Annotated in this window: 9 protein-coding genes and 1 pseudogene; 5 read left to right on the top strand and 5 right to left on the bottom strand. The window is 34.9% G+C overall.

The annotated features are described in order from the left end of the window. Positions 1-794: 794 nt before the first annotated feature. Positions 795-1,374, bottom strand: a pseudogene (locus tag ACFIKN_RS06540) (type ISP restriction/modification enzyme); the annotation flags it as partial. 801 nt (positions 1,375-2,175) lie between these two features. Between ACFIKN_RS06540 and ACFIKN_RS06535 the strand changes: the two are divergent. Continuing rightward, positions 2,176-3,531: an L-cystine transporter gene (locus ACFIKN_RS06535; protein WP_375637515.1), complete on the top strand. Its 1,356-nt coding sequence runs from the start codon at positions 2,176-2,178 to the stop codon at positions 3,529-3,531. A gap of 7 nt (positions 3,532-3,538) precedes the next feature. Here the strand turns inward: ACFIKN_RS06535 and ACFIKN_RS06530 are convergent, their stop codons facing one another. After that, on the bottom strand, positions 3,539-4,417 hold the full coding sequence (locus ACFIKN_RS06530) for a methyltransferase (protein WP_375631010.1): 879 nt from the start codon (positions 4,415-4,417) through the stop codon (positions 3,539-3,541). 196 nt (positions 4,418-4,613) lie between these two features. On the opposite strand from ACFIKN_RS06530, the gene ACFIKN_RS06525 reads away from it, so the two are divergent. Both ACFIKN_RS06525 and grxC read left to right on the top strand, forming a co-directional pair. Then, positions 4,614-5,399: a ComF family protein gene (locus tag ACFIKN_RS06525; RefSeq protein WP_273790388.1), complete on the top strand. Its 786-nt coding sequence runs from the start codon at positions 4,614-4,616 to the stop codon at positions 5,397-5,399. Between the two features lie 47 nt (positions 5,400-5,446). Beyond that, positions 5,447-5,701, top strand: coding sequence for a glutaredoxin 3 (grxC, locus tag ACFIKN_RS06520; RefSeq protein ID WP_375631011.1), 255 nt, complete (start codon positions 5,447-5,449; stop codon positions 5,699-5,701). A gap of 20 nt (positions 5,702-5,721) precedes the next feature. Here the strand turns inward: grxC and ubiG are convergent, their stop codons facing one another. Then, positions 5,722-6,465 (bottom strand): bifunctional 2-polyprenyl-6-hydroxyphenol methylase/3-demethylubiquinol 3-O-methyltransferase UbiG, encoded by a 744-nt coding sequence (ubiG, locus tag ACFIKN_RS06515; protein WP_273790390.1) that lies wholly within the window; start codon positions 6,463-6,465, stop codon positions 5,722-5,724. 189 nt (positions 6,466-6,654) lie between these two features. On the opposite strand from ubiG, the gene ACFIKN_RS06510 reads away from it, so the two are divergent. Then, positions 6,655-7,911 (top strand): aspartate kinase, encoded by a 1,257-nt coding sequence (locus tag ACFIKN_RS06510; RefSeq protein WP_375631013.1) that lies wholly within the window; start codon positions 6,655-6,657, stop codon positions 7,909-7,911. Between the two features lie 1,848 nt (positions 7,912-9,759). Here the strand turns inward: ACFIKN_RS06510 and nhaA are convergent. Continuing rightward, on the bottom strand, positions 9,760-11,118 hold the full coding sequence (gene nhaA, locus ACFIKN_RS06505) for a Na+/H+ antiporter NhaA (protein ID WP_273790392.1): 1,359 nt from the start codon (positions 11,116-11,118) through the stop codon (positions 9,760-9,762). A gap of 146 nt (positions 11,119-11,264) precedes the next feature. Beyond that, positions 11,265-12,971, bottom strand: coding sequence for a hypothetical protein (locus ACFIKN_RS06500; protein WP_375654431.1), 1,707 nt, complete (start codon positions 12,969-12,971; stop codon positions 11,265-11,267). 354 nt (positions 12,972-13,325) lie between these two features. Here ACFIKN_RS06500 and ACFIKN_RS06495 point away from each other — a divergent pair, with 354 nt between their 5' ends. After that, the gene (locus tag ACFIKN_RS06495; RefSeq protein ID WP_375631015.1) at positions 13,326-15,098 is read left to right on the top strand and encodes an SLC13 family permease; all 1,773 of its coding nucleotides are present in this window, start codon (positions 13,326-13,328) and stop codon (positions 15,096-15,098) included. The last annotated feature ends 426 nt before the right edge of the window (positions 15,099-15,524 follow it).

Raw genomic sequence — 15,524 nt, 5'->3', positions numbered from 1 at the left:
ATGTTGTCCCTTTGTACTAAAGATAGTTCATAAGAGATAAAGCTTATTATCAAACATTTTTTATTCACTTGGCTCATCTACTTATGAATAGGTCTGAAAATAATATTTTTCACTTTTAAAAGGGATAAAAAAATATAATTTGCGGTTAATAGTCAATTATTATAATTCAATATACGATGCTTATATGAAAGAGCATTTTATTATACAAAAATTATGATATCAATCTTTCAGTGCGCTAAAAAGACAGTAGAAAAAATACCGATAGATCTATGTATGTATAACTCAAGCTTATTTTTATAGAAAAAAGAAATATATTATATAAATAGATAGAAATAAAGATGATAATATATAGAATGAATGTGTTAATTACATCATTAAATATTAATAAATAAAAATATTATCTTCATAGGGTTATATGAAATTATAAGCTATTCATAGATAAGAAATAACTATTTGTATGCAAAGGGGTTATTATATTAAAATACTATTATTCTTGATAAAGATGAAAGAGATAAAGAGATTGAGCTTGTAACGAATGAGTGTTTGAATACGCATAAAAATTCAAAAAAGAACAACATTTCTATAGCAGAATAATTTTTATCAGTATGAGCGCAATTTATTATAGACGATTAATTATCTCCCATATATTGTAAATTTACTTTAAAGCTTCTTTTAATGCTTTATAACTGTACTATTCATAAAATTTATAATATTTGTAGGCTTAAAGCCTCTCATTTTAATCATATACCCTCAGTCTTTTCCATTGTTTTCATTATCTAGAAATTTGTAACCGCCTTTGTTATGCTCTCACTAGGATAAGCAGCTTTAAAGTGCATCCGTAATGGCATCACGCCTCTGTAAACCAGCTGTTGTGTTTTCTTCTGTAGAATTTGTAAATAAAAGGGACTGTTTCTCATCACGATCAGTTACAGAGATTCAACGTTTTTATAAAGATACCGTGGAAAGCATTGACCTGTATCTATTGCATCTAGATTAGGCAAATTCTTAGCTATCAACACAGAAAAAACGCTTCGTGCTCCTATGCCTATAATTTGTATTACTCTATTTTCTACTACTGGCACCATAGGGAATATATGTGGTATCTGATAAACTCCATCATTGAAGATACAACTATAATAAAGCCATTGTCGTGTAAAAGGGCGATACGAACTTTGCGTGAGGCATGCCTCTTCAAATTCAAAAACCTTCCTCTTATTAGTTTTTGCTTAACATTATAACTCCAACTTATCTTTTTTGTATCTAAAATGACAAAATTATCTACAGCACGTGCACGTGTTGTTCGATCAGCATATGAATAGGTATCGTTAAAAGTTTTACTGCGCTATTATAAAAAGCAATCATATTATTTATATTTGCTACTCAAGCTCCGCCCTTCAATGTTTCGACAACTCTTGCATTAAGACGTTTCATAAGAGGTATTTCTACTCCTTTCTCATACATTTTTATCCACATATCTGCCCTGCTTGTGACGTGCAAGCAAATGATTTTGATTGATTCAAGATAAACAGGTTTGAAATGAGAGAATCTTATGTGATTCGGGACTCTCATTTAATATGCAAACAGTAAATTATGACTATAAATCAACATGTTGTCTTTAAAAACCTTTTTATGACTATAAAAGAATTTTGAAAAATAAAAAAGCTTTCATTGAGAGCAAAGAAAGAATGTATAAAAGGTATTTTCAATAAAATAATTATACTTGAAGTGCTGATCAAAGCTATTGAGAGTGCAGTCCATAAAATGAGCAGAAGTAGCTTGTTGGTGTATTTTCTAGAAAAATCATGAATGTTCGATTGTTAATTCATCTTTTCTTGGAAAGCTCGCTTCAGTTCAAATAGCAAAAGAGAGTGGTAAGGACATTTATAGGATAAGATACGCTGGAATTATTCAGTATTAAGATGCAATGAATGTTGTTTATATTTTTCTTATTTAACTATTTTATAAGAGCATAAATTTAAAGAATAAGAAAATAATTTTATTTATTTTCTTTAAACAGTTATTAGTAGATAAAAAATTCTCTTTTAATCTATAAATTAAAAAAATAATGATTTTGTAAAAGCCTTGTAAGCTTTATAGGTTAATTTTAAATATCATGCATTGATTTTGAATTATGCAGATTATTTATGTCAACCATAATAATAGTGAGCATAGACAATGACATTTAATTTTTTCGTCAATTTATTTCTATTTGTTATTTTTTTATTATTGGTTTCTCAAAGTAAGAAAATGCAATGGAGTCTTTCACTACGTGTTATGCTATGGCTTATCCTTGGCTTGATTTTTGGAAGTGTTTTGCAGTTTATTTATGGAGAGGGTGAAAGCACTTTATTGAAATCCGTTGAATGGTTTAACATTGTCGGTGAAGGCTATATTTTATTGTTGCAAATGATTGTTATGCCACTGGTTTTTATTTCTATCGTTTCAGCAGTTGCTCATTTACATTCTGTTTATGCTGTTGGAAAGATGAGTATAATAACAATTTCAATATTGCTTTTTACAACGGCTCTTTCAGCATTGGTTGGTGTGCTTGTGGTTAATTTTTTTGGATTAACAACCGAGGGTTTGGTGCATGAAGGGCAAAATGTTTCTGCTCTTCTTGAAGGTCATATTTCTAAACTTGGAGATATGAATATACCAAAGATGATTTTGTCTATGATTCCTAAAAATCCATTTGCTGAGTTGAGTGGAGCTAAACGTACGTCAATTATCAGTGTTGTTATTTTTGCGTCATTTTTAGGTGCATCGGTTCTTCTTTTAAAGAAAGATGAGCCAGAAAAAGGAGAAAAAGCGCTTTTATTTATTCAAGTGGCACAAGCTTGGATTATGCGGTTAGTCCGTATTGTGATTGCTTTGACGCCTTATGGTATTTTTGCACTTATGACGAAAGTAGGAGCAATATCGCGTATTGCAGATATTTTAAATTTACTGGTTTTTATCATTGCTTCTTATGTCGGTATTATTTTAATTTTTGGAATTCATGGTGTATTGCTTGGTATTTCTGGGATTAATCCCTTTCGTTTTTTCAAAAAGGTTTTACCAGTTTTAACATTTGCTTTTAGCAGTCGTTCAAGTGCTGCAAGTATTCCTTTGAATATTGAAGCGCAAACACAGTGGATAGGTGTACCACAATCCATTGCGAGTTTTGCAGCTTCTTTTGGGGCAACAATTGGACAAAATGGTTGTGCTGGTCTTTATCCAGCGATGCTTGCGACCATGATTGCACCCTCTATGGGTATTAATCCTCTTGATCCTACTTGGATTGCTACGCTTATTGGTGTTGTAACATTGAGTTCTATTGGTGTTGCTGGTGTGGGGGGAGGTGCTATTTTCGCTGCATTGATTGTGTTACCAATTATGGGGCTTCCTGTTACTTTGGTTGCTGTACTTATCTCTATTGAACCGCTAATTGATATGGGACGGACTGCTCTAAACGTGAGCGATTCAATGATAGCTGGAACGGTCACTAGTCAAATATTACGGACAACAGATAAAAGTATTTTAAAAAAATAATTTTAGGTTATATTTTTTTGGGCTGTAAAACATCTGTAAGAGATATTTGCGCTGAACCAGGTTGTAGGGGTTTTTGTTGGTTGGGATGAGGAGCCCAACCAGAGAGCCAGATAAAAGAAAAATGTGCACGAATACGTCCATCAGGATCACTAAATTGTTGTGCATAGATTTCAGCTGCGCGGAGAAAAAAACGTTTGGATACAGGGCGTCGTGAACGATTGATGAGTGCATTTTGCATTCCCATAGCTTTAAGATCGTGCATAAGGTCAAACATTGTATTATAACGTATTGTGATATCTTCAACGTCTGCTACAGGCAGGGCAAAGCCAACACGCTGTAAAAGAGCGCCTGCATCACGAATGTCGGCAAAAGGGTAGATCCTAGGGCTTGCTCCACCATAAATTTCACTTTCAGCTTGCAGCAGGCTTTCCCGCAATTCTCTTAATGTACCAGCTCCTGCCATAACAGCAAGAAATAAGCCATCTGGTTTAAGGGTATTTTTTATCTGGCTTAGAACACCAGGGGTATCATTGGTCAATTGTAATGAAAGAAGTGAAACAATAAGGTCACAGTAACTTTGAGGTAAATCAAGAAATTCTCGATGACGTAAATAGAATTTTTTATCATGGCTTTGATAAAGCGTATCGGTTTCAATGCGTTCTATGGAACAAACTTTTCCAGATTTCATTAAAGCTTGCGCAGCAAGGTCTGTATGGCTGTGTAAATCAAGAGCTAATGTAAAGAGGCGATCAACAGTGCTAAGGCGTTTATAGAGATCTTCTGCCATGTGAGAGAGTAAAAAGTCACATCCTTTTTTTGCTTTTTGAAAGGCACGTTTTCGGAATTGTTCAATGCGGTTATGATCAAAAATTAAAGGATGCGACATATTGTGGAACACTTTCGATCTATGAAAGAATATATTTTGAAAAGGTTCATTATTTGTGCAAGCTCTGTCAAGTTTATAATATGAAAGAAAATAAATCTATAGAAGGTAAGAGTTTTTAAAGGAATTAAAATTATAAATTGAGGAAATACAAAGGAACTTTTGTTTTGAGGGAAACTTGTAAAAGCCTAAATTTATAATGTTGTATTTTCGAGAAGCGGCGTTAAATAGCGGGGATATACTAAGTAAGTTCGTTGAACGCTTGAAAACGATGCTTTATCCACCAATTTGTCCTGGATGTAAGCAAAATGTTTCTACTTATGGTACGATTTGCTCCGAATGTTGGAAAGACCTTCAATTTATCACGAAACCTTATTGTCCTGTTATGGGGACTCCTTTTGTTTGTGATATGGGGGATGGTTTTCTTAGTGGTGAAGCACTCCGTAATACTCATCCTTTTTCACGTGTTCGCTCAGTCATTGTTCATAAAGGGCTTGCACGAACTTTAGTAACGCGCTTAAAATATGGTGATCATATAGAATTGGCATCATTTATGGCCAATTGGATGATGTTTGCTGGACGCGAGGTTATTGATGATTGTGATGTTATTATTCCCATTCCATTGCATTTTCGTCGTTTTTGGGAGAGGCGTTATAATCAATCTGCTGAGCTTGCACGTTATATTGCAGCATCACAAAAAAAGCTTTTAAAACCGAGTTGGCTTGTTCGTTGTCGGCATACCCGTCCGCAGGTTAGTCTTTCTTCAAGAGAGAGAAAACTTAACGTAAAAAATGCTTTTAAGGTTTCGCATAAAGTTAAAAAATATCTCAAAGGATGTTCTGTTTTGCTGATTGATGATGTATTTACAACGGGTGCAACAGTTACAGCAGCAGCTGCTGCATTAAAAGATGCAGGTGCACGACAGGTTGATGTGCTAACATTTTCGCGTGTTCTCAAAGAAGATTCTATTTTTCCCTCTTCTTAAGAGGAATTTAAAATGAATATTATTAAAAAATATTGGAGGATAATACTATGAAAGAGATAATAATTTATACACGCCCTAACTGTCCTTATTGTACAAAAGCACGTGATTTGCTTAATAAAAAAGGCGTAAAGTATACAGATATTGATGCTTCCACATCCCTTCGCCAAGAAATGGTACAGCGTGCAAATGGACGTAATACATTTCCACAAATTTTCATAGGTGATTATCACGTTGGCGGTTGTGATGATCTTTATGCTTTAGAGGCTGAGGGAAAGCTGAATTCTTTATTACAAGGCATATAATATTTGTAAATTACATATCCTTACGACCTTTTTGCGAGAAGGAGATAGTTAACACCCATGTCTTTTGAGCGATTCCAGCTGTCGTTTAAAGGGTTATAAGTAATACCTATCTCATCAATGACAGTCAGAGCGTTTTTTGATAAGAAATTTTTAAGTTCTAGAGGTTTTAGGAATTTTTTATAATCGTGGGTTCCTTTAGGAAGCCAACGTAGAATATATTCAGCGCCTACAATAGCAAGCCCCCATGCTTTCCATGTGCGGTTGAGTGTTGAGACAAACATCAACCCTTGTGGTTTCAACATTTTTGCTGTAGCTGCTATGAAGAGATTAACGTCAGCGACATGTTCAACAACTTCCATATTAAGGATAATATCAAATTTTTCTCCTTCATTGGCAAGTACTTCTGCTGTCGTCGTGCGGTAATCAATGGAAAGGTCATTTTGAGCAGCATGGGTTTTTGCGACTTCAATATTTGTTTGTGCAGCATCAACGCCTACAACCATAGCACCAAGACGTGCCATTGGTTCAGATAACAAGCCTCCTCCACAGCCAATATCAAGAATTTTCAAATTGTGAAAGGGCGTAAGTGAAGAAGGGTCACGATTAAACTCTAAACAGATTTTTTCTCTGATGTAAGCAAGGCGTGTTGGGTTAAATTGGTGAAGAGGTCGAAATTTTCCTTGTGGATTCCACCATTCTGTAGCAATACGTGAAAAGTGATCAATTTCACTTTGATCAATAGTTGTTTGTGTTTCATCGATCATGTTGCCTTCCTTTTATTTTTAATGATCAGGTCAAGTAGATTTTATACAAAGTCAAGAGAAATTAATATAATCATAATGAAACTTGCACAAATGATAGATATTCGCTATGTCGAGAAAATGGTTAGTTGATACAGCATCTAATTCTCATTACTGTTTGAGATAAGAGATGTAAAGGTAAGAGTGTTATTAATGGCGCGCATTGTCATGAAATTTGGTGGAACATCTGTAGCAAACATTGAATGTATTCATAATGTTGCACGGCATGTCAAAAGAGAGGTTGATGCAGGCAATGAGGTTGCCGTTGTCGTATCTGCGATGGCTGGTAAAACAAATGAACTTGTTCAGTGGACGAGTGATGCTTCCTCCATGCATAGAGATGCTCGTGAATATGATGTTGTGGTTGCTTCTGGTGAACAGGTTACTTCAGGATTGTTGGCTTTGACACTTCAAGAAATGGGGGTGAATGCACGTTCATGGCTTGGTTGGCAAATTCCTATTCATACAGACAATGCGCATGGCCGTGCACGTATTACTAATATTGATGGATCTTTTTTAATCGAGTGTTTTCAGGAAGGTCAGGTTGCCGTTATTGCTGGTTTTCAGGGGTTAGCTCCGGATAACCGGATTTCTACCTTAGGGCGTGGGGGATCAGATACAAGTGCTGTTGCTATAGCCGCTGCTGTACAAGCTGATCGCTGTGATATTTATACGGATGTGGATGGTGTTTATACAACGGATCCACGTATAGAACCGAAAGCGCGTCGTTTACCAAAAGTAGCTTTTGAAGAAATGCTAGAAATGGCTTCTCTTGGTGCAAAGGTTTTACAGGTTCGTTCTGTTGAATTAGCAATGGTTCATAAGGTTCGTACCTTTGTGCGTTCAAGTTTTGAGGATCCTGATGCGTTAGGCATGGAGGATTCAATGAGTTCTTCTGGAACACTTATTTGCGATGAGGATGAAATTGTGGAACAACAAAATGTTACTGGTATTGCTTTTGCCAAAGATGAAGCACAAATTTCCCTTCGTCGGCTTGCCGATCGTCCAGGGATTTCGGCAGCAATTTTTGGTCCCTTGGCTGAAGAACGCATTAATGTTGATATGATTGTGCAAAATATTTCTGAAGATGGCTCAAAAACTGATATGACTTTTACTGTACCATCATCAGATGTAGAAAAAGCCGTTACACTTCTTGAGAAGAATCGCAAAGAAATTGGATTTGATGTTCTCCAATTTGAAGGCGATCTCGCCAAGGTATCTGTGATTGGTATTGGAATGCGTAGCCATGCAGGTGTTGCCGCTACAGCATTTAAGGCTTTGGCTGAAAAGGGTATTAACATTCAAGCAATTACGACTTCAGAAATTAAAATTTCTATTTTGATTGATAGTGCTTACACTGAACTTGCGGTTAGAACATTACATGCTGTTTATGCTCTTGATAAGGGATAAGTATTTTTTAGTTTCAACAAAGTTTCAATAACATAAAGCTTTAATATATGTTAATAATTTTTGTTAAGAACAATTGATATTTTTAACTTAAATAGAATATTTAATACAGCAAAACTCTCTCATTTTAAACTTGTTCATGATGAATTTAAAAATGGTCACTTATACATTACAAGAGAAAGATGTTTGGGTAAAAAATTGTTTAAGAAGGGATAAAAAATATGCCGTCTATAAACGTTTTAGAGCCTATAGAGAGGGATGGAGAAGTCTTTACGATAAGCCTTAATGGAATAAGGAGCAGTGCACAGTGTTTATTCAAAAGATGCATGTTGCATGAGGGACAGCCCCGTCAATACAGATTTAATATTATAAATCTTAGAGAAATTAGAGCTCATTAGATTAGTGATGGAATTACCAAAAGTAAAATTGATGATGTATTTTCTATAGATGTTTAGTTTATCTTCAAATGATTGTTTATGACTTTATGTGTATCTTGAAAAGTTAATTTTTTCCATATTATGAGGCAATAAAAAAATCTATCTCTATAGACAATATTTATGTTTACGCTATACGTTATAAAATTACTATATCTTATGCGTTTATAGCTTCTTCAGAAGTACTTTTCATAAAATTATGTAACTATAGATCAAAATTAATGATAATGTTACAAGTGTGTTGCTTTTATTAATTAAATTTTTTTTCATGTCTATTTCTCTTTTTTGAATTATAATTAAGATTTTCAAAGTTTTTGATACCTCCATATGTTCTTTAGGTTAACTTTCTTCCCTTAACTACTCTATTATAAGTATTTTCTGTGTCATACTGCCAACCACGCATGAAATACATTCTTCCGTTTTTTCAGTATATCGTGCTAGTTTCTTTATCGTGTTTACATATTTTGCAAATGGTGGTCTTTGTAAGCAAAACTCTTCTTGTGAGAAATATAGCCATATTATTTTACTCTTTTTGTATTTTATGTGGCGTTGTATAAATTCGAAAGTCTCGGAAATAGTGCTGTTTAAATTATCTGTGAAGAGTATTTTATGGTATCAAGAAATATAGAGCGAGCTCTTTAAACAAAAAGAAAATAAATATCAAATAAGAGCGCGAAAAGGGGAGAACAACGATATACATGCTCTATTTTTCCACCAATCATATGTTTTAGAATAGTCTAAATGACTAGGGTTTTCTTTTTTCCCGCGAGTTAATTACGTAAACTAGAGTGCTTCCTACGGAAGCATGCTTCAAGTTTAATTCTTTCATGGAGTGAGACAAGTGATGTGTCGATGATAAAAAACGGGAATATTTTTATCCAAAAATAATGTGCTTTTAAGAAGATAAAAATTAAAGTTGTTTAGAATACCGGCAATAAAATCAATAACGAGGAGGGTGGTTTATTGGGAAAAATAAGCCATGGAATTACTTAACTGATTATTGAACTTTGCTTATTCTTATCTTTTTCTTATTATTAAACATAAGATATTGATTTATAATAATTAAATTCTTCTTTATAGTGAATCATAGTCCCAATAAAAAACAGCTTTTCTGAAACCACGAAGCCTTTATTGAAACAATTAAAACCATTTCTGTGTATATCATGAGTGGAGCTGGTACATGAGTAAAAGATTATTGAAGAAAGGAATAAAAATATCTCTTATGATTCTTCTCGAGTGTCAAAGGTTGTTGCAACATTAGAGGCTAGTAAATAGTATGATGACGTTAGTTTTCTCCTTCATAAGTGTAAAGATGAGGCGAGACAACGGATTTTACATTAAATATCGTCCGAATCGAACAAATGGGCAAAATTACTTTTTAGAATTTCTGCATAAAAATGTATTTTCAGTTAGTTTGTTAGGAACTATGAGAAATTCCTTTATTGCGCTTAATATAAATAAATCCATATCCCAGACCGATAAGGGCAGATAAACCAGAGCCACAAAGGACTCCAATTTTTGCCGCATCAAGCAGAATAATATCTTTAAAAGCGAGCATTGAAACAAAGATAGACATTGTAAAGCCAATTCCTGCTAAAAAACCAATGAGTAAAACACCTGTCCAGGTCATATGAGGGGGTAGGCGGCATAGTCCTGATTTTACAGCTATATAACTGGCAGTGATAATACCAAGAGGCTTACCGATGAAAAGACCAATGACAACACCCAGAACAATCAAGAATGATTTGTCAGAAGAAAGATCAAAGTTTGCAAAACTTACTCCTGCATTTGCGAAGGCAAAAACCGGCATGATAACGTATGCAACCCATGGATGCAATGCTTTTTGAACACGAGTTACTGGGGCAATCATGGCCCGTTGTCCTTTGCGCATCTTTTTTAATGCTGTTGAAATATGATGCAGATCTGTTTTTGTATTTTTTTCTTGAAGAATTTGCATAGCGTTACTGAGCATGGTGAGTGGCGCTACAAGAGTACGGGTAGGAAGAACGGGAGTCATCATCCCTAAGATTACGCCAGCAAGCGATGGGTGAACGCCTGTTGCCATTAAACCCCACCAAATGATTGCACCAGGTAAAATGTAAAGCCATGCTGATGCAAGCCCGATCCACTGAAAAAATAGTACCAAAGCAATACCCGCTCCTGCAATCATTAAACCGCTAGGATCAATGTTTGTTGAGTAGAAAAAAGCAATAATAAGAACAGCGATAATATCGTCAATAATCGCTAATGATAGAAGAATAATATGAAGATTAGAAGGAATTTTTTTTCCTAGAAGAGCAAGAATACCTAGAGCAAAGGCAATATCTGTTGCTGTTGGCACAGCCCAACCGCGCATATGTCCCTCGTTAAAATTGAAGATAAAGTAAATAATTGCAGGAACACAAACGCCCCCTATTGCAGCAACAATTGGTAAGATTGCTTGTTTAAAATCGGCAAGAGCACCTTCATGAATTTCTCGTCGAATTTCCATTCCTGCGACGAGAAAGAAAATAGTCATAAGGGCATCATTAACCCAGAAATGTAAATCCCATGAAAGAGTGAAATGACCCAAATTAAAGCCAAGAGGTGTATGCCAAAAAGATTCATAGAAAGCAGCATATTTAGAATTGGCAAAAATAAGTGCAGAAGCAGCAGCTAATAAAAGAACAACACCACTAAGAGCTTCAATATGGAGAAAACGCTCGATAGCAGAAAGCGCTTGATTGGTGACACGAGAAGCGCGATTAGGCAGGCGATTTGAAGATAAACCAGACATGAACAACTCCAAGCATCGACAATTTTAGATTCTATATTCTCTGTATAAATAACTCTGTATGATACCTTCTGTATCATATAAAAGAAAAAAGAGGAATAAAGTTCTTAATTTATAGACAAAATCATCATGTTTAAAGCATAAAATGTTTAAGGCGATGCTTCATTTTTAATAGTGAGATGTACTTTGCTTAAAGCCTTGGATAGATCATTTTGTAGAGCAGATTCGAGATCAACTATTGCGAGACCTTTATTATCTTTTGCTTTAATTTTAACGATCAATGTTTGTGGATTTTTAGCAAATTCTCCTAAGGATTTTGAAATTTTTTCTGCTTCGTCATGATTTTTTAGCAGAATTTTTGGGGTCTGCGTCATCATTAGATAGAAATCGTCATAAAGTTCCTTTTTAAGATCATGTTGGCTGTCATTAAGATTTTGCGCAAGATAAGAAAAAAGCTTATCAATGAAACCTGCATCAGTATATTGTATATCAATTTCATTAATGCCAAGATCTTGAGACGCAGCAATCATTATATTTTTCTGACCAGAAAAAAGCTTTTCATCAACATCAATAACCTTAGCCGAGATGTTCCCAGATCCAACGTTTTTCATATTGAAAGACATTGTATCAAGAAAGAGCATACGTTTTTTTTCATCGTAAGAAATATCAATTTTTCCTGAAACATTAAAGCGCTCAAAGTTCAGATTTTTGAAAAACTCTAAGTCTTTTTCATTCATTTTTTTAGGTAGAATGGAAAGGTTGTTGAGAGAAAGAAAAAGCTTTTTAGGGATAGGTTGTTTCCACAAACTTGGTTTGAATTGGAATGATTCGAGCGTTGCTTTCAACTGCGGTATATCAACGGTGATATTATCAACTTTGGCATCCGCTGAGGTAATGGCGAGCAGTATGTTTAGAAGAAGACCATTTTGTGCAACTTTTTCAGCGATTTTATTATTCTCTTTTCTTGCATTAAGATAAGCTTTGATTAATTTTTCAGGAGTTTGTTCAAGCGGTTTCATCTTTAAACCAGATGTTTTAAACTGCCCAAGGAAGAAAGAGCTATTTTTTTCTGCTTCTTCAAAAATATCGACACTTATATTATTCAGAGAAATGGGGCCAGTAACGGTTTTACCTTGATTGAGAGCATTGTTTTTTCCAAAAATGATAGAATAGGCATAGTTGATGTCGATATCATGGGCTTTTATTGTATCACTTTTAGCCATAAATTGCATCTGTTTGGCACCATTTGCTACGACCGTTTTAAGATCCATATTTTTGATACTAACTGAACGGATATGGTTATTTCTAAAATCAGAAAGCTGGAAATTCTTGATTTCAACCGTTTCTGTTTGGTTATTTTTATTTTCTATAGAAAGTTGTATATTGGGAGCAATAATTGAGGAAAGCTCAATACGCATCATTGATTGTAAAAGACGTGATGTTATCGTTCTATCTTTTTCTTTTAGGGATACACTCCGAAGAGAAATTTGGGGAATTTGCACATGAATATTATTATGCTTTAAATCAACATTATAAAATGTAAAAGTTCCGGGAATAAAGGAAAGAGGAGGACGGGCAGAAATGGCACCAATTTTAAGTGATGTACCAGCTGGAACGGGTAATGTCACATTCTTCAAGTTGACTTTACCTAGAATGCTTACTTCAGATGTTTCGGCTTTTATGGCACGACGGGCTATTTCTTGTCTTACAAAACTGTCAAGATAGGGTTTTGCGATATAAAATCCACCAACAATTATAATTGCCAAGATAGCAACAAATCCAATAATGCAAGTGAGCCAATATCTGAGGTTACTTTGATACCCACTATTAAGATTGACCATTCTTTCTTCTTTCATTTTTATCACTCTGTGAATTGAGAGTGAAGATAAATTCTTTTAAGCAACGACAAAGGTTTAAATATAGCGTGTACCAGTTTCAACAATTATCTACGCTCTATATTAGAGTTATTCTCATCTTTTTTGCAATATAGCTTTATCAACTTTTATCAATTTTCTTTGGGTTCAGCACTTTATAGAAAAGCACGCATAATAAGGAGAGGTGAGTTTATGCGCATCATAATTTTTTATCACTTTAAAATTATCCTAAAATATTCCGATGTCTGCTTTTATCTTGCTGCTGTTTATAGGAATATTTAAAACATAAAAGATATGTTTTTGTTCATTATAATTTAATGGGGAGAAGTGAGTGTTATGACAGAAAATCAAATAATGGCCTTTTCGATCATTGGTCTCATGATGGTTGTTTTTATTTGGGATCGATTTCGTTATGATCTTGTTGCTATTTGTACATTATTAATAGCTTGTGCCCTTGGTCTTGTTAGCCCGAAGGAAGCGTTTAGCGGTTTTAGTAATGATATCGTTATTATCGTGGGGAGTGTGTTTGTTGTCAGTACTGCTGTATCTCGCTCTGGTATAATGGAATTTATTATTCAACGGATATGGCCAGATGTGAAATCGGTGCGTCTTCAATTAGCTTTTTTGGTTCTTTCTGTTGTCGTATTATCAATGTTTGTTAAAAACATTGGTGCTTTGGCGATTATGCTTCCGATAGCTTTTCAGTTTGCACGTCGTTCTCAGGTTTCTCCTTCTGTCTTTTTGATGCCCATGGCCTTTGGTTCTTTGTTGGGAGGGCTTATGACACAGATAGGAACATCTCCTAATGTTGTTATTTCAGCGATGCAAGAACGTTTAGCAGGAACACCTTTTACTATGTTTGATTTTACACCAGTTGGTGCGGTTATTGCGACGGCTGGTGTTGTATATTTGGTCTGTTTTTATTGGCTTTTGCCTGTGCGTGTGCGTTCAGGTGTATCATTTGATGATGCCATTGATATCCGTAATTATGTTGCAGAAGCGCATATTCCAATAAATTCACCGATTGTGGGGAAAAATATTGTTGATTTGGTTAAGCCATCAAGTGGTGATGTTATGGTAATTCAAATTATCAGAAACAAAGTATCTATTTCACCATTACCAGATTTTGTTTTGTCTGAAAATGATATTATTTTGCTGGAAGGGTCACATACAGGGTTAGATAGCGTGATGAACTCTGCTCGTTTAGAGTTTTCTAAGGGGCGAACTATTGCTGCAGGTGATAAGGACAGTGACATTGATATTATTGAAGCAGTCATTACCCATAATTCACCTCTTATTGGTATTAGTGCGAAAGAGTTTTCCCTATTTGATCGCTATAATGTAAATTTGCTTGCGTTAAGTCGTCAACATGAAAGGGTGCGGGGAAGACTTGATGATATTATTTTCCATCTTGGAGATGTGATTGTTTTGCAAGGACAGGATGCAATTATTCCCAATTTATTAAGAGAATTGAAATGCTTGCCCCTAGCAAAACGAAATATTGTGTTTGGAAATTTACGACATGGTTTCATCTCTTTAGCTGTTTTATTTATAGCAATTATTTTTACAGCTTTTCATATTGTTCCAGTTGCTTTTTCTTTCTTTTCTGCTGCTGCAGCAATGGTGATCTTTCGTGTTTTGCCCGCGCGTGATCTGTATCAGGCATTAGATGGTCCAATACTCGTACTATTAGCGGCTCTTATTCCAGTGAGTGAAGCGTTAGAGAAAACAGGATGTACGGATCTCATTGGTCAATGGCTGAGCCAATTGGCAATATTTTTCCCGCCATCTGGTGCTTTAGCGCTTATGTTGGTGACAGCTATGTTGGTTACGCCATTTTTGAATAATGCAGCAACAGTGATGATGGTAGCACCAATTGCGTCAAGTTTTGCTCATTCCCTTCATTATAAGCCTGAAGCTTTTTTGATGGCTGTTGCAATTGGTGCGGGATGTGAGTTTCTTACACCTATTGGACATCAAAGTAATATGCTCGTGATGGCGCCAGGAGGATATCGTTTTAGTGATTATCCACGTTTGGGTGCTCCATTGGCGGTGTTGATCGTTATTATTGCTGTTCCAATGCTTATGTGGGTTTGGCCCTTACAATAGGATATTTTTAGAAACTTTAAGGATCAATTACAAAAGGTTGTTAATCGTATGAAGATAAGTTGAAGGGATACACTTTATATAAAGAGCTTTAACTGAATATAAAGAGCTTTAACTGAAGATTTGGAATTATACCACACTTTAATCATGGCGCTTCGGTATTTTTGATACAGATAAAAATTTATTTATTGGGTTTTAAGGGACTTTCATGGAAATTTACCTTTTTTCAAGAAGTGGTTTTTCTATTATAATTCTATAATCCAATACAACCAACGATTGCGGTTGAAGACTTTAAAAGATTATCTCTCTATATAATGGGGAGAAAATCTGCTTGAGATGATAGGCAATCATGATAAATATTAAGGCAGTGAATTTTTCATAAGACTCAACATATGTAAAAGCTGTAATATGTACAAACAGGGTGCTTAT

This window comes from Bartonella sp. CL436QHHD (genome assembly GCF_042195105.1).
GTDB lineage: Bacteria > Pseudomonadota > Alphaproteobacteria > Rhizobiales > Rhizobiaceae > Bartonella.
Note: the sequence above shows the minus strand (reverse complement) of the source record. Positions and strands in the feature narration are given on the sequence as shown.

What these genes read in the sequence shown, in the direction of transcription:
- ACFIKN_RS06535 (WP_375637515.1), top strand. Translation starts at nt 2,176, where the DNA reads ATGACATTTAATTTTTTCGTCAATTTATTTCTATTTGTTATTTTTTTA.
- ACFIKN_RS06530 (WP_375631010.1), bottom strand. Translation starts at nt 4,417, where the DNA reads ATGTCGCATCCTTTAATTTTTGATCATAACCGCATTGAACAATTCCGA.
- ACFIKN_RS06525 (WP_273790388.1), top strand. Translation starts at nt 4,614, where the DNA reads ATGTTGTATTTTCGAGAAGCGGCGTTAAATAGCGGGGATATACTAAGT.
- grxC (WP_375631011.1), top strand. Translation starts at nt 5,447, where the DNA reads ATGAAAGAGATAATAATTTATACACGCCCTAACTGTCCTTATTGTACA.
- ubiG (WP_273790390.1), bottom strand. Translation starts at nt 6,465, where the DNA reads ATGATCGATGAAACACAAACAACTATTGATCAAAGTGAAATTGATCAC.
- ACFIKN_RS06510 (WP_375631013.1), top strand. Translation starts at nt 6,655, where the DNA reads ATGGCGCGCATTGTCATGAAATTTGGTGGAACATCTGTAGCAAACATT.
- nhaA (WP_273790392.1), bottom strand. Translation starts at nt 11,118, where the DNA reads ATGTCTGGTTTATCTTCAAATCGCCTGCCTAATCGCGCTTCTCGTGTC.
- ACFIKN_RS06500 (WP_375654431.1), bottom strand. Translation starts at nt 12,971, where the DNA reads ATGAAAGAAGAAAGAATGGTCAATCTTAATAGTGGGTATCAAAGTAAC.
- ACFIKN_RS06495 (WP_375631015.1), top strand. Translation starts at nt 13,326, where the DNA reads ATGACAGAAAATCAAATAATGGCCTTTTCGATCATTGGTCTCATGATG.